Source organism: Mammaliicoccus sciuri, from assembly GCF_025561425.1.
Lineage (GTDB): Bacteria > Bacillota > Bacilli > Staphylococcales > Staphylococcaceae > Mammaliicoccus > Mammaliicoccus sciuri_A.
The window spans coordinates 810,651-831,683 of record NZ_CP094824.1 but is presented as its reverse complement, the minus strand read 5'-3'; the positions used below and the strand labels follow the sequence as shown (position 1 = coordinate 831,683).

Below are 21,033 nucleotides of genomic sequence, written 5' to 3'. Positions count from 1 at the left end.
GACTCTTCAATATTAATGTATAAAATTATAACTTGAAACTTGAGAAGCTGGTAGCGTTCTGTAAGTTAGTACACCTGGTGATGAACTAAAATTCATTTCTGATACTTGAATGCTTCCGTTTGAATTAATTCTTTCAACAAATGAAACATGACCATAGTATCCAGCTGATGATTGAAGGATTGATCCAACTGATGGTGTGTGATTAACAACATAACCATCTTTAGCAGCTGCACTTGCCCAATTGTTTGCATTCCACCAATACGTACTAATTGGTTTACCTATAGCTTTACGACGGTTAAATACGTGCCAAGTACATTGACCCCAGTCGTATAAATTTTGATGATTGAATGTCGGTGATGTGAATCCACTGTTGTTATTTGAATTAGAAGTAGAAGTAGAACCTGAACTTGATGATGTTCCACTCACTTTTAATTTTTGTCCCGGGTAAATGATAAAGTTTGATAAACCATTTAATGACATAATTTTTTGGTATGTCGTTCCATATCTAGCTGCAATCGCTGATAGTGAATCTCCTGACTTAACTGTATAAGTAGAAGTGCTACCTGAAGCATTAGACGCTCCACTGTTGCTAGAGCTACCCGTGTTACTACTAGAAGTTGCTGTTCCATTAACTTTTAATTTTTGTCCCGGATAAATAATCGTGTTGCTTAACCCATTCAATGACATAATTTTTTGATACGTCGTACCATATTTACCAGCAATAACCCCTAATGTATCTCCCGATTTTACTGTGTAATATGTCGTTGATGAAGTTGAAGTAGATCTTGAGCTCGTGCTCGATGTATTTGATGAATTTGAAGTACCAGGAACTTGCAATACTTGATTAGGGAAAATAAGATTTGAACTTAAATTATTTAAGCTTTTAATTTTCGCAATCGTTGTATTATGTTTATCAGCAATCAGCCATAAAGAATCTCCACTTTTAACTTTATAAGTTGCTGCTTCCGCTTGATGAGATGATACTGCAACTGCAACCGAAGCACCAACAAATGCCGCTATTGTCTTTTTCTTCAAAATAACTTACCTCCATCTTCTTACAGTTTATTTATGAATTCTTATTAATTATACACCTTAATCTTTACCGTTTATATTACAGTTTTATTTCATTTTCATTAATCTTATAATATTACTTTTAAAGATTAATTAGAAAATGAACAAATATAATAAATCGCATATTATAACTAGCGAAAGATAAATTGGATGTGAGAGGAAGGTAATATGCATGAGTGTTCGTACATTACACCCTGATTTAGTACCTTAGCGCATGATATCTCTGTATTATTCCCTATAGAATAGACATTAAAAAAACTAAAACTCTATAGGAGGTATTTTTATGTATAAAACTAGACTACCTGTTAAACTGTATCAGGAAATCTTCGATTTGCATGAAAAGGGTTATTCCTTTCAAAATGTAATTGATAAGTTAAATTTAGATATTAGTGATAGTGTGATTCGATTTAAATATAAAGTGTATAAGCAACATGGTATAACAGCACTTATAAATAAGAATCGAAATAAAATCTATACACGCGAATTTAAAGAAAAAGTTGTTAAAGAATATCTAGAGACTAATAAGACGTATTCAGATCTAGCAGCCTATTACAATATTTCACATCATGCTACTTTAAAAAATTGGGTGGAAAAGTATACTGAAGGAAAGGAAAATAAATCTTATTTTCCATATCTGGAGGTAGACACTATGAATACTAGAAAAACAACATTTGAAGAGAGAATTGAAATAGCTAAATATTGTATTGAAAATAATAGAGACTTTAATAAGACAGCTGAAAAGTACCAAGTTAACTATTCACAAGTCTATAATTGGGTAAAAAAGTATGAAAAACATGGTGATATTGGTTTAGTAGATGGTAGAGGTAAAGGAAAACCAGTTGAAGCTTTAACTAGAGAAGAAGAACTTGAATTAAAAATAAAAGCACTTGAACAAAGAAATAAATTTCTCCAAATGGAGAATGAGGTATTAAAAAAGCAGGAAGAAATAGAGAGGCAGTTGATGAATCGAAAATCAAGCAAATAGCAGCATACAAGACAATCGAAGCATTAAAAGATAAGTATCCAATCAAATGGATATGCGCCGCACTTGAAATATCGAGAGCAAGTTATTATAAATGGAAAAACAGAGAGGTTTCAGAATCTGAAAGATTCAATAACGAATTAAAAGATGAGATTTTCAGGATTTATCATGAACATGATGGCATATATGGATATCGAAGAATTTATATTTATCTGAGATTATATACTAAATTCCAGGTTAATCATAAACGCGTATATAGAATTATGAAGAAGTATGGATTAAAAGCTGTCATTAGAAAAAAGAGAAGGCAATATAAACTTAGTAAGCCAGAAATCACTTCTCAAAATATCCTAAACAGAAAATTTACAACAAGTAAAGTTAATAAGGTCTGGTTAACAGATGTGACAGAATTTAAATTGAAAAATGGATCTAAAGTGTATTTAAGCGCTATTTATGATTTAGGTGCTAAGAAAGTCATCAGCCATGTAGTCTCATCTCAAAACAATAATAAGCTTGTATACGATACCTTTAACAAAGCCATAATTAAAAGAAATACCGAAGGCATTATATTTCATAGCGACAGAGGATTCCAATATACGAGTGTTCTATTTAGAGAGATGATTAAAAATGCTTCTATGAAGCAAAGCATGTCTCGTGTAGGTAGATGTATTGATAATGGTCCTATGGAAGGCTTTTGGGGGTTACTCAAATCAGAGGTATTCAAAGACAAATCTCAAACATTCAATGATATAAAACACGCCACAAAGCAAATAAATGAATATATAAAATTTTATAATTCTAAAAGAATTTCATTAAAAATGGCTGCGCTTATAAAAGCACAGCCAACATATTGATTACTTTTTTTAGTGTCTACTTGACAGGGTTATGTTCAAAGTCTTCGTGCGATATTATCCTATCATACATAAATCAACAGTAGAAATTCTTTTACAGAATTTCTACTGTTGATTTATTATGCTTTATACGATCAACGATAACCCTGCTAAGCATGGCATAAGGTTGACTAATATGCCGCCTATTTTGAGTCCTGCTGATATGTCTTTGTCTTTTAATGTAGAGATTGCAAGTATTAAACCAATTAACGCTATGATAAATGGAATGACTGGCGTTGGATACTTAGGCATTCCGAAAAATAAACCTAATCCTGCAATGACTGCACATACTAATGATAAATATAGAAATTTTTTCATTTGATAGACCCCAATCTACACATAACTAATGATGACTTCTAATTCACCATTTATGTGATTATCTAAATCATCTGCTGTCATGATTAAATGATTGCCTTTTTCTACTTCAAATACATTACCATCTGTAATGATTTCTCCGCTTCCGGCTATCACACTTACTAAGCAATAGTCTCTAGGTTTTCTAAAATTAAACGTCCCACTAATTTCCCACTTAGCAACTGTAAAGAATTCACTTTCGATTAATAATGTTCCTTTTTGGTCTTCATCATCAATCTTTTTAGGTGGTACATTTGGACTTTGTGCACCGACTGTTATAACATCGATACTCTTATCTAAATGTAGTTCTCTCTTCTTGCCGTCTTTATCAATTCTGTCATAATCGTAAATTCTATAAGTTGTATCAGAATTTTGTTGTGTTTCTAGAATCATAATACCACTACCTATTGCGTGAACTGTTCCACTAGGTACATAGAAGAAGTCTCCTTTTTCTACTTTTACACGTTTAAATAAATGATCCCAATCTTCATTCTGAATAAATTCTTCTAATTGTTGTTTTGTGTTTGCGTACGTGCCATATATAATTTCTGCATCTTCTTTAGCATCTATAATATACCAACATTCTGTCTTACCAAATTCACCATTTTCATGTTCATGTGCATATCTATCATCAGGATGTACTTGTACAGATAGTTGATCATTTGCATCAAGAATCTTAGTTAATAATGGGAACTTTTCTTCTGTAGGATTGCCGAAAAGTTCTGGGTGATTTAACCAAACTTCATCTAAAGTTTTCCATTTATATGGTCCGTTTGCGATTTCGTTTGGCCCATTTACATGTGCAGATATCCCCCAACATTCACCGATTCGTCCTTCAGGCAGGTTATATCCCATATTTTCTAAATTTCTACCACCCCATATACGTTCTTTGAATACAGGCTTTAAAATTAATGGAGACATTCAATCATCCTTTTCTAATTGTTGTTATATATTGTATACCGCTTATTTTTATAATCGTTTTAATGTACCAATGGTGATTGTACCATAACGACACTATATTGTGGAATACTCATAACACAGATAGATTGAATTTATAACTATTAAAAATTTTATAATTATTAAAATGTATAATACTATTTATTCAAATGAATATCTCCACCTGGTCCTAATGGAATACCCAGTAAGAACCAAATAATCATGAATAACGGCCAAACGATTCCTAACACAATTGAATATGGCATTAAACTTGAAATTAATGTACCTAGTTTCATATTTTTATCATATTTTTGAGCATATGAAAGTAATAATGGTAAGTACGGCATCATTGGTGTAATCGGATTTGTTATGGAATCACCGATACGATAAACCATTTGCGTAAATGCTGGATGATAACCTAATAACATAAACATTGGTATAAAGATTGGTGCTAATATCGCCCATTTAGCTGAGGCACTTCCGATTAATAGGTTGATTAGACAACTTAGAATGATAAATCCAATAATCAAGATGACTCCATTTTGACCTTGTAATAATTCTGCACCTTTTACAGAAATGACAATACCTAAATTACTCCATTCTAAATATGCTAAAAGTTGAGCAGCAAAGAACACAATAACGATAAAGCTACCCATTGTGGACATGGAATCTGATAACATTTTTCCTAAATCTTTTGTATTTGAGATTTTCCCTGAAAGAATACCATATACAAAACCAGGCACGAAAAAGATAACTAAAATAATGATACCTACACCATCCATTAACGGTGCTTTATCAATTAAACTACCTGTCTTTGGATTTCTTAACCAACCATTTTCAGGAATTGCTAAAGCAAGTAATAACGCTATAACAACAAAGAAACTAATATTCGCAAACTTCAATGCTTTACTTTCTTTTGCACTAATTTCATTATCATCACTTTGATCCTCAGAGCCTTCATCAGATTTGTATGTACCTAAACGCGGAATAACGACTTTCATACTGACAAAATAAATTGCTGGTAATAGGATAATTGTTGATGCTGCAATAAAATACCAGTTCATCGCAACATTTAAATTGATGTCTTTATCAATGATTTCAGCTGCTGGTTTCGTAAACGCATATACTAACGCATCACTCATACCTAACGTAACGTTCGCAGCAAATGCACCTAGTGCTGAGGCATAAGCCATCGCAAGTCCAGCAATCGGATGATAACCTAACTTTATAAAGACTAACGCTGTTAATGGTGGTAACACGACTGGTGCTGCATCTCCTGCAGCATTACCGATAATACCTACCAAAATAATAATGGGTACGATAATTTTTCTAGGTGCTTTTTGAACAACTTGGATCATTAACTTATCAAAATAACCCGTCTTCTCAGCAACACCTATCCCTAACATAACTGCTAGTACTAAACCTAACGCAGGAAATTCTGAAAAATTCGTGATAGATTCACTAATAATTTTTCCAAAACCTTCTCTAGAAATTAAATTTGTAACTTCTACAGTCTTCCCAGTTGCAGGACTTTCCACTTTTACGTGAAATAATGAAATAAACCAAGACAGAAATATTAACGCTGCACATAAGAAGAAAAATAGTATACTCGGATCGGGTAATCTATTCCCTGCTCTTTCTATTAAATTTAGAAATCTATTAATGATTGAAACTTTTTCTTTTGTTTGATTCATATATTATCCTCCCATCAGTAAATTAAAATCAGTATATCAAACTGTGTTTATTTTTTGAAGGTTCTGATAATTTTACATTTTTTTATAACAAGTCTTTATATAAATTTTTAAATCACAATTAAGTGTAAATTTGGCATCTTTTTTTAAGAATTAACATTGATAAAGTGCACCGTTGACCTTATACTAAGTATACAGATGATAAGTTGTAATAAATGCACTTCATTTTCGAATAGACATCATGCAATTTATTATTAACTGTAAGAAGTCTTTATATATGATTATGAAATGGAACGGATGGGGTTACATACCCTAAAGCGATAAGCCTCCTGAAGCTTATCGCTTTTAATTTTGCATAAAATAAAAAACTGCTATCATGTCTATATTAGACATCAATAGCAGTTATCATCATCAAGTATTATTGTTCTTTTTTTAATATTACTGATTACAACTTTTTCTACTTCTTCTAAATGAAATGCCATCTTATGTTGCGCAAGCTCTGCGTTTTGAGATTTAATAGCTTCAAAAATTTCTTTATGCTCGTTATACAACTTCTCGATTGATTTACTTTTCGTATATAAATAAATCCTTCTCGTTTCTTTCATTGTATGCCTCATAATTTCAGATACATTTAACAATAATTGTTTAAGCATATCATTTTTAGCCGCTTCTACTACAGCTAAATGAAATTTCAAATCAGAAGCTTCTCCTAATTCATTGTCTTGAATGGCTTGTTTCATGTCTTTTAATGCAGATTCAATAGCATGCAAGTCATCATCCGTTCTTTTTTCAGCTGCTAGTCTTGATACACCGACTTCAACAATTTTACGGACCTCTAGTAAATTTTCAATATCTTTAACGTCTCCATTAATTGCTTCGATATTAAAATAAACTTCTTCTCTTTCAACGATGAAAGTCCCTTGCCCGTGTTTAATTTCTACATAGCCCATTGCTCTTAACGCATTCAATGCTTCTCTTATCGTTGCTTGTCCTACCCCAAAACTTTCAGATAAAGCCTTTATAGATGGTAAGCGGTCTCCTATTTTCAAACGACCTTCATTAATATCTAATATGATGACATCTGCAACTTTTTCGTATAATTTCTTGTTCGATATCTTCATTCTACTTTCTCCACCTTGTTAAAATCATTAGTAGAGCAATTATATCATTTAAAATATATTTCATCTTAAAGAATTTAAATTATTGATGAAATTCTCTTTTAATACTTTCCATTGCTTCTTCTAATGTTGCACCTGTTGATAAAGATACACTTGCTAAAAATGCACCTTCTACAATTGGACCGTCTACTTTATACAATTTATGTTCACCATCATATAAGTCTAACGCCATTTCTAAATTCATTTCAGATGAACCAATATCATAAAATAACAATGCATCTTCAGTTAATGCATCAATCACTTCATTAACTGTATCAATACTTGTACCGATACCACCTTCATTTGTCCCGCCTTTTGCGATTACTGTGACACTTGGAGACATTTGCTCCAATAATGCTTTTACACCTTGTGCGATATCGTTACTATGACTAATAATACCTATTGTCGCCATGTTTACACATCCTCACTTAAAGCTTTTAATACATATACCATACTTTGTGCACCAGGATCTATATGTCCTATAGAATCCTTTTTGAAATAGGATGCTCTGCCTTTAGTTGCTTCTAAATCTTTCGTATCTTCAGCGAACTGTTGCAACACCTCTTCAGATAATTTATCCCCATTCGATAAATGATCTGAGGCTTTTAACAACACATCATACATTGTTTTTTCTCCACCTGATACTTTACCTCTAGCAGCAACAGCATCTTTAAAAGTATTTATATATTCTAATAAATTATCAGAAGTGATTTCGTCATAATCTAGACCTGCCATTTTAACAAAGCTAAATCCATACAGTGGACCTGATGCACCACCTACTGAACTCATTAAAGTCATACCCGTAGATTTCAATACATCACTTACTGTATCTCCTGTAACTTTTTCGTCTACTGCTTTAAATCCGCGTAACATATTAACACCATGGTCGCCATCACCAATTGCTCTGTCTAATTGTGTTAAATTTTGTTCTTCTTGTTCAAATGTATGACTTAATTCTTTAAGTTTGTTCAACAATGTTTCTGCGTTCATTTAAAATGCCTCCTATTTAAAATATTTACTTTCTGTCGGTGCGTTAAATGCTTCTTCAACTTCTTGTTGATAAGGCACTAATGTAATAGAAAATCCTTGCATATCTAGTGCCGTCATATAATTGCCAACAAAGTACTTTTTAACATCTAATTCATTTTGTTCTGCATATTCATTAAAATAATGCGCGATGATTGCAAGTTCTGAATCTGGTGTCGCACCCATACCATTAATCATAACGATTAATGATTTATCAGAAACTTCCTTTTCAAGTTCATGCATTAAACGGTTAATGATTTTATCGATTGTTTCAATATTTTCTTGATAAATACCACGTTCACCATGAATACCAATACCAATCTCCATTTTATTATCATCTAAATCAAATCCGTATTGACCTGTTGTTGGTACTAAACAAGGATAAATGGCCATTCCAATCGTTCTAATGTTTTCAATAAATGATTCTACTTTTTCTTTAATAGCTGCTAAGTTATATCCATTATCAGATAGATAGCCGGCATACTTATGTACAAGAACTGTACCCGCTACACCTCTTCTATCTTGTTCATTTTCAATAGAAATATCATCACGTACGATAACGGATTGGCAAGAAATACCTTCCATTTCGGCCATCTCTTGCGCCATTTCAAAGTTCATAACATCTCCGGCATAGTTCTTAATGATTAATAAGACACCTTCATCAGTCGCGACATGTTTAATTGCTTCGAGAATCTTATCCGGTGTAGGAGAAGTAAAGACTTCACCACATACAGCTGCATCTAACATACCTTCAGCAACATAACCAGCATGCGTCGGTTCATGACCAGAACCACCACCAGAAACTAAAGCAACACCACTCTTTTTAACATTTGTACGAACGACAACATTATCGCTAATAATTTCAACTGAGTTATCCATCACTTCGATTCCCTTAAGCATATCCGCTACAAAGTTTGTTTTTTCATTCATTAATTTCTTCATATAATGACCTCCCGTTGAATTCTATGTTTTCTATTCCATTATAAAACGTTTAGTTAGGTAAGCGTTAACAATATGAGTTAATAAGAAAACATAATTTAAGAATGAGCTTGTATGTGGAGCTTACGGACAGAATTCTGAATAATGTCCCTAACGAGAGTGCGTTCTTATTACCACTTTTCCGAATTATGGTAGTTAGCGCGTTCTTATTACCATTTCTTCGAATTCTGATCGTTACATCCCCATCCACAAATAAAAAATCCGAGACAAAGCCTGTTGTCTCGGATTTCAACTTATTATTCTTCTATTAGATATACTCTTGTTTCAAATGGTTCTAATATGTTTATATCTTCTATTGTTGTATAGTTGTGTAATAATAACTTACTTTTTTCTATATTGAGTGGATATGTGATACTAGCTTTCTCGTCTGTTAAGTTACTCATAATAATAACTTCTTCGTTATCTAATATACGCTTATAACTATAGATTTGTTTATGATCTTTTTCGACTAGTTCGTATTTACCGTAATTAAACACGTCGTAATCTTTTTTCAATTGAATCAAACGCTTATAATAATTTAATACAGAATGATCATCTTCTAATTGATCTGCTCCGTTGATTGTTTTGTAATTTGGATTTACGTGGAACCATGGTTCTGTTGTTGAAAATCCTGCATACTCACGATTATCCCACTGCATCATTGTACGTGAATTATCTCTATTTACTTTACTTAAATTATTTAATAAAGATGATGTATCTTCCCCATTTTGTTCTTTCAATTTAATTTCATTTTTAACAGAAACGTCATTAAAATCTTCTAATGATTCAAACGGATAATTTGTCATCCCTATTTCTTGTCCTTGATAAATAAATGGTGTGCCTTTTTGTAAGAAATAATTTGTCGCATGACTTGTTGCACTTTCATACCAATACTGCTCATCATCTCCCCAAGTTGAAACGAGTCTTGGTTGATCATGATTTTCGATAAATAGCGCATTCCAGCCCACACCTTCAAGTTGGTCTTGCCATTTAGACATAATATTTTTATATTGTATAACATCAAATCCGCTATCTTCTGTATTCCATAATCCTAAATGTTCAAACTGAAAAATCATATTAAATATACCATTATCAAAGCCTACCCAATCATTCGCATCATCAGGACTAACACCATTTGCTTCCCCTACTGTCATAATGTCATATTTATTGAATGTTTCATCTCTCAATTCACATAAATGATTTAATATTCCTGGTCTATTCGTATAGCGTTCAAATGCTGCTTTATACTGCTCATCACCTGGTTCGACTGGTATGTCCCCATCTTCAAATGATTTTTGAATATGTGTAATCGCATCTACACGGAAACCATCGATACCTTTATCAAACCACCAGTTAATCATATTATATAATTCAGAGCGAACCGCTTCATTCTCCCAATTTAAATCAGGTTGTTTTTTACTGAAAATATGCAAGTAGTATTCATCTGTTTCTTCAGTTCTTTCCCAAGCTGAACCGTTGAATATACTTCCCCAGTTATTAGGTTCTTTGCCGTCTTTACCTTCTTGCCATATGTACCAATCTCTTTTAGGATTGTCTTTACTCGATTTAGACTCGATAAACCAAGGATGTTCATCTGATGTATGATTGATGACTAAATCCAATATGAGTTTCATACCTTTATCGTGTGTCTCTTTTAAAAGTAATTCGAAGTCTTCCATCGTTCCAAACTCATCCATAATATCTTGATAATCACTAATATCATAACCATTATCATCATTAGGTGATTTAAATATTGGCGAAACCCAAATCACATCTATACCTAGATCTTTCAAATAATCTAACTTTTCTCTAATACCATTTATGTCACCAATACCATCATTGTTAGAATCATTAAAACTTCTAGGATAAACTTGATAACATACCGCTTCTTTCCACCAAATTCGTTCCTCCATCATTCAGTCACCTCTTATTTTATCGTTGATTTTCTCTCTATTATATCTGTTGGAATAATCGTATTTTTTCTTAAAATATTAGGATTCTCAATCAGTTTAATTAAAGCTATACCCGCTTCCTCACCTAAATGTTCAGGATAAATATTCACGACCGTTTGAGGCGGTGAAGCAAAAGTATTAATAAATGAATCATTAAAAGTTGCTGTCATCACTTCATCTGGCACTCTTATATTAAGTTCATATAATGCACTTAATAAATTAATATTGATCATGCTATCTGACGTAATAATCGCTGTAGGGAAAGTCGCACTTTCTTTCATTTCTTTAATGATTGCTAATATTTCATCTCTGTTAGGATTTGCATGGTAAATTTCATATTGGTTGATACCATGTTTATCGCAAGCTTTCTTAAAGCCTTCTACCCTGTCTAATGCAACAGCATATGAATCTGGTTCAGCTATAAAAGCTAAATGTTCATGGCCTTTTCGAATCATAAATTCTGTAATCATTTGACTTGCTTCGACATTATCATTGTCGATATGAATAATTTCTCTTTCGCTTAGTTGTTTCCCTACAACAACAAACGGAAATTGATATTTTTTGAGTAGTTGTGTAACGGGATCATTCTCTTTTGAATAAAGCATAATAAAGCCATCTATTGATTTAGATTTAATGAGATTTTCTACTTCAACTAATAGGTCAGCTTGTTCAACTGACGTTGTCATAATCGTTGAATATTCTCTTTGTTTACAAGCTATTGATATCCCCATCAGAACATCTGTAAAGAATGGGTTTTGCTTCATTTCTTTAGAAGCTGATTTTAAAATTAAACCAATCGTTTTAGATTTTTGTGTTACAAGTGTTCTCGCGGCAATATTAGGTTGATATCCCAATTGCTTCATCACAGCTTTTACTTTCTTTGATGTCTTTTCACTTATACTTTTATGTCCACTAATCACTCTTGATACTGTTGATGGTGCAACATTTGCTTCTTTCGCAACATCTTTTATTGTAACCACGAGATCACTCCTTTATTATCCTTTTGTAGCACCTGCCGTTAAACCAGTCACTAAGTATCTTTGTAATAATAAGAATACTATTGAGATTGGTATTGCAATCATCATTGCCCCAGCAGCAAATACTGTAAAGTTGTTTCCGAATTTATCATTTATAAAATTAAATAATCCGACTGCTAGTGTGTATTTTTCAGGACTTCGTAATAGAATTCTTGGCAGAATAAAGTCCATAAATGGTCCCATAAAATTAAATAGTGCAACAACTGCTAGAATCGGTTTAGCTAACGGTAACATAATTGTGAAAAATATTCTCATATGTCCTGCACCATCTATTTTAGCAGATTCATCTAATTCTTTAGGAATTGTATCGAAATATCCTTTAACTAAGAAAGCATTCATCGGAATGGAACCACCTATATAAATTAAAGTAAGACCGAATAGTGAATCTAATAAGCCTATTGTATTTAATAAGATATAAATTGCTACCATTGCCATCAATACCGGGAACATTTGTAAAATTAAAAATGCAATCAGCCCGTATTTTCTACCGACAAAACGATATCTTGAAAATGCATATGATGTTAAACCAACAAAGATTACAGAAAATAGAGCATTAGCCGTCGCCACGATTAAAGTATTCTTATACCAAGTGAGATAATCACTCGATGGATCAGTTAGTAAATAAATATAATTTTTCAAAGATGCATCTTTCGGTATCATAGAAGAACCATAAAGATTGGAACCTGAGTTAAGTGATAACCCTAAAGTCCACAGTAATGGATAAATAATGATAATAAACATAATAATCAAAATGCCATACATGATAATCTCTCTTAATATATTTTTATTCTTCTTATTCATTAAATATCCCCCTCATCTTTAAAAGTACTTGTCTTTCTAAATTGTAAGAATGCAATAATGGCAATAAACACACCGATAATTAATGAAATCGTTGCGGCCATATTATAATTTTGCATATCAAATGTTAATCGATAAACCCATGAAATTAAGATATCTGTGCTACCTGCATTCTGACCAGAAACAGGTGGACCACCTTTATTAAATAAGTAAATTAAATTAAAGTTATTAAAGTTTCCTGCGTATTGCATAATTAATAATGGTGCAGTCGCAAATAAAATATGTGGAAACGTAATATTTCTAAATTTTTGCCAACTTGATGCGCCGTCCATATCTGCCGCTTCGTACCAGTCTGATGAAATACTTTGTAGAACACCAGTGAATAAAGCGAATACGAATGGGAATCCAAGCCAAACTTGAATTAAGATTAAAGCAACCTTTGCCCAGAATGGATCATTTAACCAAGCTGGTGCAATACCAAATAATGGTTGCAAGATATCATTATTAATCGAACCGAAATCATCATTAAAAATGGCAGCAAAGATTAATATTGTTACAAACGATGGAACTGCCCAAGGTAAGATTAATACTGTTCTAATAAGCTTTTTAAATCTAATAAGTGGGTGGTTAACAATAATAGCGAGCAATAACGCTAACGCGATTTGTAAAGTAGTCGCTACTAAAGTCCAAACAATCGTCCAAGTTAATACGTTAAAGAATGTTGTCTTCCAAATAGGTACTGTAACTAATGATTTAAAGTTATCAAATCCTACCCATTCTAATAAATGTCTAGGTGGTGCATTATATAAATTGTAATTTGTAAAAGCTAAAAAACACATGAATAAAAGTGGAAATACGACAACAAATATTAATAAAAAGATACCTGGTGATATTAATAAATATGGGAAAGTCTTATCCCATGTCGCCGTCATTCGACCTTTACTATCTTTAATTTCAAATCCTTTATTATATTGATCTGCATTACGATAAGCATCTATGATATTTACGACATATAAAGTGATTGCAAATGCAATTAATAATAACGAAATGATACCTTGTGCTAATAGAACCCTAGAATCATCTAGTTTAGGCACTGTACCTAAAGTGAATAATCCCCAGAATCCAATATTCATAAATTGATAAAATACTGAAATGAAACTAATAAAAAATACGATAAATATACTACCTTTTATATATCTTTTATTATAGAATTGGCCAATACCTGGAATAATCGATAGCATGGCTGCTAATTTTGGATTTCTCATTTTCACACCTTCTTTTATTTTTTAGATGCATTCATAATTTCTACTTGTTCATCAATACCGTTTTTCGCTTCATCAAGCGCTTCTTTAGGGTCTTTACCGTTGGATATAAATGTCGCTGCATTTCCCATCGGATCCCATACTTGACTCATCTCTGGAATGTTTGGCATTGGAATAGCATTTTGAGCTTGTTCTTCATATGGCTTTAATAATTCATTTTTAGAAGAAACGTCTGTACGACCTGTAATTTCTTGCATTTCATCTGTATATTTCTGCATATTATCTTTATTTGTTAAATACAGCATTAAGTTTTTAGCCCAGTACTTCTCTTCACTATATTCGGATATAAACCAACCTCTTACCCCTAAGAATGGTTTCATTTCTTTACCATTATCAGTTGGGAAAGTTGCTGTTCCAAAATCATCGCCAAGTGCTTCTTTGAACTCATTCGTTTGCCAAGGACTTGTTAGAAATATACCTACTTTGCCTTCTTTAAACAGTCCTACAATTACATCTTGATTAGCTGACTTCGTAATATAACCTTTGTCATACCAAGATTGTAATCTCTCTCCATTTTTCACGACAGATGGAGCATTTACTGCAACATCATTTGTATTAAATCCATCTTTTTCTTCTTTAAATATGTATCCGCCTTGAGAGAATAAAAATGGATAATTAAAGTAGAAGTTCTTTGCATCAAACATAAATCCATATTGCTTTTTATCTTTGTCCGTTACATCTTTTGCGATTTTTTCAACATCATCCATCGTCTTCGGTGGTGTCTTAACGAGTTTCTTATTATAGACAACAGCCGTTGATTCTACGATAACGGGTAATGCTAACTGTTTACCTTCATAATTTAAAGTTTGTAATGCTTCTTTGGAATAACCTTTCAATTCTTCATCTGTAAATTCAATTTCTGCTGCTAATCCTTGTAAATAAGCATCTCCTGCACGGTCATGCGGTTGAAAGAATAAGTCAGGTCCATTACCTGAAGGACCATCAAGTGACAAGTTATCTACTTGATCATCTTGAGCTGAATTTTTAAGAATGACTTTAATACCTGTCTTTTTTGTATAATCTTCCGTTACTTTCTTATAAAAAGCCATTTGTCTATCGCCATCTACCCACATCGTAAGTGACTTAGGTTTGGCCGTTTTTTCATCATCATTTAATGCTTTATCAATATCTTCTTGTGTTCGATTAGGACCACAACTTGCAAGCAATAATGTCACGAGTAATATTGAGCAAACTTTTATTATATGTTTCATCTAATCCCCTTCTTTCATTAATTGTTAATTCACTCAATCAATTAATTTTTTATTTTTTCTCCAGTTTCTTTATCAAAGAAGTGACATTTATTTAAATCTAATGCGAGCTCAATTTCATCATTTGGATGAATGACTGTTCTAGCATCTAACTTGGCACAAATTTCTTCATCATTAAATAATCCGTGAATCATAATTTCAGAACCTAATAATTCACTAACAAGTACTTTAGTCTTAAAGGTTAAATCCTTATTAGCATTGATAAATACAGGTTCATCATGAATATCTTCTGGTCGAATACCGAATCGTATCGTCTTGCCATCATAGCCGTTATGATTTAACATGCGTGCTTTACTTTCATTTAATTTAATCACTTGATTGCCAATCACTAACTCGTCTTTATTAACTTTTGCGTCAAAAATATTCATTGCTGGTGATCCAATAAATTGTGCAACAAACTCATTCTCCGGTGCGTCATATACTTCACGCGGTGTACCTATTTGCATAATATCGCCATCTTTTAAGACAACAATACGTGTTGCCATCGTTAAAGCTTCTGTTTGGTCATGCGTGACATAAATCGTTGTAGTTTGTAATCGTTCATGCAACTTTAATATTTCTGTTCTCATTTGAACTCTTAATTTCGCGTCTAAATTAGATAAAGGTTCATCCATTAAGAATACTTTCGCATCTCTTACAATTGCTCGACCTAATGCAACCCTTTGTCTTTGACCACCTGATAAAGCTTTAGGTTTTCTTGGCAAGTATTCCTTCAAACCAAGAATTTCAGCTGCGTATTGAACCCTTTTATCTATTTCTTTTTTATTCATTTTTCGTAGTTTAAGTCCAAATGCCATATTGTCATAGACTGTCATATGTGGGTATAATGCATAATTTTGAAAGACCATTGCGATATCTCTATCTTTCGGTGCGACATCATTCATTCTTCGATCATCAATTAAAAAATTTCCTGATGTAATATCTTCTAATCCTGCGATCATTCTCAAAGTTGTAGACTTTCCACACCCTGATGGACCAACGCAAACAATAAACTCTTTATCTTTTATATGTAAGTTAAAATCATGTACTACAGTATTACCTTTGTCGTAAGTCTTCTTTATATTCTCTAATTTCATTTCAGCCATAGATAAACCCTCCATAATTGTAATCGTTTTCAAAATTTGATATAGATTTATCATATGTGTAAAAAGTTAAAAAGTCAACAATTTTTATGCAAACGATTGCATTAATAATTTATGAGAATATAAACTATTTATTTTCAAAAGAAAGCCTTTACACGCAAACGATTGTATTTTTTTGAGTTAAACCTCTTGCAATTATAGTACATAGGGTGTACTATACTCTTTGTATTAAGTACAGGAGGTGTACTAATTATGGAAGAAGAATTAAAAAAAGCTTTTAACCTATTCCAAGAATCCATCATTAATATACACAGTGAAGTTGCAAAGATTTTAAATAATTCTGGGTTAGATGAAGTTGTTTCTAAAGAACAATATCAAACTTTAAAAATTATTAAAGATTTTCCTAGATGCACATACAGTTTTATTGCTGCTAAACAAGGTGTCTTTAAGACTGCTATATCAAACAGAATTAATAAATTGAAGCATCTAGACCTCATTGCTATTCAGCAAGGCGAAGATAAGAGAGAGAAATCTGTTTTGCTAACAGATAAAGGTTTAGAACTTGTAAAGCGTACTGAAGATGTTATTTACGAAACATTTAATCGTAAACTGTCTTCTCACTTTTCAGACGAAGAGATTATAACGTTTGTTAAACAATTAGAGAAAGCTAATAAACTTATAACAGGAAAGGACAATGTTAATCATGTTTGATGATATAAAAAATTTATGGACACATAAGTTCTTACTCGTATCACTTATAGCAATTATGCTTATTCCACTTATTTATAGTTCAGTATTTGTAGGTTCTTTATGGGATCCATACGGAAAGACGGATTCATTAAAGATATCTGTAGTAAATAGCGATAACGGCGGAAAAATCAATGGTGAAAAGACAAACATCGGTAATGATGTAGTAGATAAATTAAAAGACAATGATAAATTTAAATGGGAATTTGTTTCTCAAAAAACTGCAGACAAACATTTAGAACATGGTGAATCTTATGCTGTCATTTCAATTCCATCTGAAACGACTAAAAATGCAGGATCTATGTTAGACAAAAATCCTAAAAAAATCGACTTAAATGTCAAAACGAACCCTGGTTATAGTTACACTGGTTCACAAATCGCAACTAAAGCTATTACAGCTGTTGAATATGATTTAAGTGAATCTGTTCGTGAGAAATATATTTCAGAATCATTTAAAGGTATGAATAAATTAACAGATGATTATAAAGATACTTCTAAAGCACTTGGACAAATGTCAGATGCAGAATCTCAACTCATTGACGGTAATAAACAAGTTGAATCTGGATTAGAACAACTTGCTCCAATGGCTGGCGCTGAAGGACAACAACTTTTACAAGGCAGTATGAAAGTATCTCAAGGTTTAAGTGATTTACAAGCTAACAATGATAAATTAAAAGCGAATATAGATAAAGCTATTAAACAATCAGATGATAAATACTTTGAAGATAAAAATGTTAAAGCAATCAATAAACCAGTCGTATCAAACGAAGATGATTTAACAGAAGTTAATAACTATGGTCAAAGCTTTGCGCCATATATCCTATCATTAAGTTTATATGTAGGTGCAGTTGCATTCTCAGCAGTTTACCCTATCGATAAACGAATTGGTGATTCCACAGGTTTCAAATGGTGGTTAAGTAAGTTTGCAATATTCATGATGCAAGCTTTAGGATCAGCATTAGCATTAGCGGTACTATGTTTATACGGATTTGAAATTGATATCGCCAATCCAGGATACTTTACTTTAACACTCATCTTATGGAGTATTGCAGCATACATGATTGTGACATTCCTAACAGTTGTATTAGGTAATATCGGTAAATTCTTAGCGATTATATTATTAATCTTACAATTAGGATCAAGTGAAGGTACATTCCCAATAGAATTATCAGGTAAGTTCTTCCAAGACTTACACCCATTCTCTCCAATGAGTTATGTTATTAAAGCACTAAGAGAAAATATCTTCAACTTCACAAGCGACGTAACTTATGGACAATCAATGCTTATAATCGGACTTATCGCAATCGTATTTGCCGCACTAACATTACTTGTATATGTAATACGTTCTAAATATCCACACTTAAGACGTATCACAAACGAAAACGACTATTAAGATGTAGAAAAGCACAACCTCACGCGAGGTTGTGCTTTTTTGTAGTTTATTTTAAGTAGTGATGGCTACGGTAGTTACAGTTGTTGCGACTTTTGTAATTATAGCCCCCATAGTTACACTTCCGCCGAATTTTGTTACTATAGACACCCATAGTTACACTTCCGCTGACTTTTGTAATTAACGCACCCGTTATGAACAAGTTTTGTCGAAAATGTTCGTAACGCACCCGTTATAAACAAGTTTTGCCGAAAGTGTTCGTAATGTCATTTCTATTAGTACTGTTAATATTCTATAACTATTTTACCAATACTTTTTCCTTCTTCTATTAAACGATGTGCTTCTGTAATTGTTTCTACGCTTAATCCTTTTAGTGTCTTATTTACTGTCGTTTTAATCGTACCTCTATCTAATAAATATGTTAACTTTCTCAAATATTCATGATGTGCGATCATGTCGTCTGTTTCATATTTTGGTCTAGTGAACATAAATTCAAATGAGAATGTCACGCTTTTATCTTTTAATAAATTTAAATCTACTTTATCAATAAAATTAACAAGTGCTACGATTTTTCCTCTTGGCTTAATCATTTCTGCCATTACATTAAAGTATGCATCACTACTATGTGTATTAAAGATATAATCTACTTGATTAATTTTATGTGCTCTTAATTCATCTGGTAAGTGGTGTTTATGATTGAGCACGATGTCAGCACCCATTTTCTCTGACCATCTTCTCGTTTCTTTACGTGATGCTGTCGTGATTACTGTTAGCCCTAAATGTTTCGCAATTTGAGTTGCGACAGAACCTACACCGCCTGCACCATTAATAATCAGTAACTTCTTATCTTTATTATCTTCAGGATTAGAAGAAATATTTAGTCCTTCTAATAATGCTTCAAATGATGTTAGTGCTGTTAAAGGTAAAGCTGCTGATTCTACGTAAGATAAGTGTTCTGGTTTAATGCCCACAAGTCGTTCATCAACTAATTGATATTCTGCATTCGACCCTTGTTTCGTATTTGTGCCAGAATAATATACTTCATCACCTACGTGGAACAATTCTACTTCTTCTCCAATCGCTTCTACAACACCTACTGCATCATACCCTAATATTTTAAATTCTCCATCAGATGTATTTCTTGATTTCGTATCTATAGGATTTATACTCGCTGCTTTCACATTCACTAAAAGATTTCTTCCTTTAGCTTCTGGAACTGGTATATCTCTTTCTTCAAATTCATTTGATACTTTCAAATCAAAACTGTTACTAAACACAATTGCTTTCATCTAAAAGTCACCTCTTGTTTATAAATGTTTATGATAATAGTTATGTTCATCATCGATTTGCATGCCTAATTTTTGATATAAACGATTACCAGCTATATTTGATTTTTCGGTTTCTAAATATATTGTCTCATATCCATTTTCTTTCCCATAAGTAAATGCTTGGTTCATTAATTGCTCACCGATTCGTTGACCTCTCGCATCTGCTGTTAAAAATAAATCATTAATAATAAGTAGGTTTGACATTTTCATTGATGACAACATCTTGTATAGCTGTACAAATCCTATCACTTGCTCATTCGCTTCAGCTATAAATATAACCGCATCTTCACAAGAAACATTTCTATATATAAATTCATACGTCGCCTTTATATCTGATTGTTGTCCAAAATGAGCACGATAGTCATCAAATACAGCAACAACTTTCTCTACCTCATTGAGTTGTAATCTTCGAATATTCAATCCATCACCTCATTTATTATTAACAGTCTCCCATTACAGTTTTAGTATCAGCTTTTGCTTTTGGACGAACGACAAGTTCCCCATTACATTTTGGACAAACATAATATAAATTTTCCGCGCATTCTCTGCAGTATGTTGTTTCTTGAACACATATAAAAGCATTACTTTTCTTATGAAATTCATATCCGCATTTTTCGCAATTTGGTTTCATCTCTAAAGCCATTTCTATCACTCCATAAAAATATGTTAGTATATACATAATTATCATATCACTTTTAAGTACATAAAATGAATTTTAAGGTGTGATTATATGGAAAAAGAATTCGTAGGTAAATGTGCAAAATGCCAAACAGATATTTATTGTAATAGTGGCTTTATAGAAGGTGTCGTGCAAGAAGACAAAACATTATTATGCTTTGACTGTTCTAATGAAAAACAGGCTGGGACATAAAGTAATGTCTCAGCCTGTTTTAGTATATTGGCAGTAGATGACTGAATTGAAAATGCGCTTGTAGCAAGCTTTTTTCAACTCTAGTCATCCTTGCCGGGGCGGGACTACGAAACCTTTTTATACAAATTAGATTTCTGTCCCGCTCCCTATATT

Annotated in this window: 21 protein-coding genes; 4 read left to right on the top strand and 17 right to left on the bottom strand. The window is 32.4% G+C overall.

All coding sequences use genetic code 11. The features are described 5' to 3' along the window. Positions 1 to 12 precede the first annotated feature (12 nt). Positions 13 to 1,035 carry a LysM peptidoglycan-binding domain-containing protein gene (locus MUA60_RS04180; protein WP_262649880.1) on the bottom strand — a complete coding sequence of 341 codons (1,023 nt, stop codon included), beginning with the start codon at positions 1,033 to 1,035 and terminating at the stop codon, positions 13 to 15. A 319-nt stretch (positions 1,036 to 1,354) separates the two neighbouring features. Here MUA60_RS04180 and MUA60_RS04175 point away from each other — a divergent pair. Continuing rightward, positions 1,355 to 2,907 (top strand): IS3 family transposase gene (locus MUA60_RS04175; RefSeq protein ID WP_262649062.1). Its coding sequence is split into 2 segments (ribosomal slippage): positions 1,355 to 2,029 and positions 2,032 to 2,907, totalling 1,551 coding nucleotides; the frame shifts between segments, so codons are not numbered across the junction. A gap of 123 nt (positions 2,908 to 3,030) precedes the next feature. Here the strand turns inward: MUA60_RS04175 and MUA60_RS04170 are convergent. The 13 genes from MUA60_RS04170 to MUA60_RS04110 all read right to left on the bottom strand — a co-directional run bounded on the left by MUA60_RS04170 (position 3,031) and on the right by MUA60_RS04110 (position 16,547). Then, entirely contained in the window at positions 3,031 to 3,261 is a 231-nt protein-coding gene (locus tag MUA60_RS04170) for a hypothetical protein (RefSeq protein WP_048541014.1), read from the bottom strand. Between the two features lie 15 nt (positions 3,262 to 3,276). Beyond that, a complete protein-coding gene (gene manA, locus MUA60_RS04165; RefSeq protein WP_262649878.1) occupies positions 3,277 to 4,218 on the bottom strand; it encodes a mannose-6-phosphate isomerase, class I in 942 nt (313 codons plus the stop codon). Positions 4,219 to 4,391: 173 nt separating this feature from the next. Further along, a complete protein-coding gene (locus tag MUA60_RS04160; protein WP_210127221.1) occupies positions 4,392 to 5,927 on the bottom strand; it encodes an AbgT family transporter in 1,536 nt (511 codons plus the stop codon). A gap of 389 nt (positions 5,928 to 6,316) precedes the next feature. Continuing rightward, positions 6,317 to 7,045 (bottom strand): FadR/GntR family transcriptional regulator, encoded by a 729-nt coding sequence (locus MUA60_RS04155; RefSeq protein ID WP_262649877.1) that lies wholly within the window; start codon positions 7,043 to 7,045, stop codon positions 6,317 to 6,319. A 79-nt stretch (positions 7,046 to 7,124) separates the two neighbouring features. Further along, positions 7,125 to 7,493 carry a dihydroxyacetone kinase phosphoryl donor subunit DhaM gene (dhaM, locus tag MUA60_RS04150; protein ID WP_196308411.1) on the bottom strand — a complete coding sequence of 123 codons (369 nt, stop codon included), beginning with the start codon at positions 7,491 to 7,493 and terminating at the stop codon, positions 7,125 to 7,127. A 2-nt stretch (positions 7,494 to 7,495) separates the two neighbouring features. After that, on the bottom strand, positions 7,496 to 8,071 hold the full coding sequence (gene dhaL / locus MUA60_RS04145) for a dihydroxyacetone kinase subunit DhaL (protein WP_262649876.1): 576 nt from the start codon (positions 8,069 to 8,071) through the stop codon (positions 7,496 to 7,498). A 12-nt stretch (positions 8,072 to 8,083) separates the two neighbouring features. Continuing rightward, positions 8,084 to 9,049 carry a dihydroxyacetone kinase subunit DhaK gene (gene dhaK, locus MUA60_RS04140; RefSeq protein WP_262649875.1) on the bottom strand — a complete coding sequence of 322 codons (966 nt, stop codon included), beginning with the start codon at positions 9,047 to 9,049 and terminating at the stop codon, positions 8,084 to 8,086. Positions 9,050 to 9,342: 293 nt separating this feature from the next. Next, positions 9,343 to 10,998: an alpha-glucosidase gene (locus MUA60_RS04135; protein WP_262650583.1), complete on the bottom strand. Its 1,656-nt coding sequence runs from the start codon at positions 10,996 to 10,998 to the stop codon at positions 9,343 to 9,345. A 14-nt stretch (positions 10,999 to 11,012) separates the two neighbouring features. Beyond that, positions 11,013 to 12,017: a LacI family DNA-binding transcriptional regulator gene (locus MUA60_RS04130; protein ID WP_262649874.1), complete on the bottom strand. Its 1,005-nt coding sequence runs from the start codon at positions 12,015 to 12,017 to the stop codon at positions 11,013 to 11,015. 15 nt (positions 12,018 to 12,032) lie between these two features. Continuing rightward, complete coding sequence (locus MUA60_RS04125; protein ID WP_262649873.1) at positions 12,033 to 12,875, bottom strand: sugar ABC transporter permease; 843 nt, start codon at positions 12,873 to 12,875, stop codon at positions 12,033 to 12,035. Next, the gene (locus MUA60_RS04120) at positions 12,875 to 14,143 is read right to left on the bottom strand and encodes a sugar ABC transporter permease (protein WP_262649872.1); all 1,269 of its coding nucleotides are present in this window, start codon (positions 14,141 to 14,143) and stop codon (positions 12,875 to 12,877) included. The genes MUA60_RS04125 and MUA60_RS04120 overlap by 1 nt, the downstream gene beginning before the upstream one ends. An 8-nt stretch (positions 14,144 to 14,151) precedes the next feature. Beyond that, complete coding sequence (locus MUA60_RS04115) at positions 14,152 to 15,405, bottom strand: extracellular solute-binding protein (protein WP_262649871.1); 1,254 nt, start codon at positions 15,403 to 15,405, stop codon at positions 14,152 to 14,154. Between the two features lie 41 nt (positions 15,406 to 15,446). Then, entirely contained in the window at positions 15,447 to 16,547 is a 1,101-nt protein-coding gene (locus MUA60_RS04110) for an ABC transporter ATP-binding protein (RefSeq protein WP_262649870.1), read from the bottom strand. Positions 16,548 to 16,796: 249 nt separating this feature from the next. On the opposite strand from MUA60_RS04110, the gene MUA60_RS04105 reads away from it, so the two are divergent. Both MUA60_RS04105 and MUA60_RS04100 read left to right on the top strand, forming a co-directional pair. Next, entirely contained in the window at positions 16,797 to 17,255 is a 459-nt protein-coding gene (locus tag MUA60_RS04105; protein WP_204186379.1) for a MarR family winged helix-turn-helix transcriptional regulator, read from the top strand. Then, complete coding sequence (locus tag MUA60_RS04100) at positions 17,239 to 18,684, top strand: YhgE/Pip domain-containing protein (RefSeq protein WP_262649869.1); 1,446 nt, start codon at positions 17,239 to 17,241, stop codon at positions 18,682 to 18,684. The genes MUA60_RS04105 and MUA60_RS04100 overlap by 17 nt, the downstream gene beginning before the upstream one ends. A gap of 281 nt (positions 18,685 to 18,965) precedes the next feature. Here MUA60_RS04100 and MUA60_RS04095 read toward each other — a convergent pair whose 3' ends face one another. The 3 genes from MUA60_RS04095 to MUA60_RS04085 are packed head-to-tail and all read right to left on the bottom strand — an operon-like array spanning position 18,966 to position 20,652. Continuing rightward, positions 18,966 to 19,970 carry a zinc-binding alcohol dehydrogenase family protein gene (locus MUA60_RS04095; protein ID WP_262649868.1) on the bottom strand — a complete coding sequence of 335 codons (1,005 nt, stop codon included), beginning with the start codon at positions 19,968 to 19,970 and terminating at the stop codon, positions 18,966 to 18,968. Positions 19,971 to 19,988: 18 nt separating this feature from the next. Next, positions 19,989 to 20,429, bottom strand: a complete 441-nt coding sequence (locus MUA60_RS04090; protein ID WP_262649867.1) for a GNAT family N-acetyltransferase — start codon at positions 20,427 to 20,429, stop codon at positions 19,989 to 19,991. Between the two features lie 19 nt (positions 20,430 to 20,448). Then, entirely contained in the window at positions 20,449 to 20,652 is a 204-nt protein-coding gene (locus MUA60_RS04085; protein ID WP_262649866.1) for a DUF1272 domain-containing protein, read from the bottom strand. An 87-nt stretch (positions 20,653 to 20,739) separates the two neighbouring features. On the opposite strand from MUA60_RS04085, the gene MUA60_RS04080 reads away from it, so the two are divergent. Beyond that, the gene (locus MUA60_RS04080; protein ID WP_262649864.1) at positions 20,740 to 20,880 is read left to right on the top strand and encodes a hypothetical protein; all 141 of its coding nucleotides are present in this window, start codon (positions 20,740 to 20,742) and stop codon (positions 20,878 to 20,880) included. Positions 20,881 to 21,033: the final 153 nt, after the last annotated feature.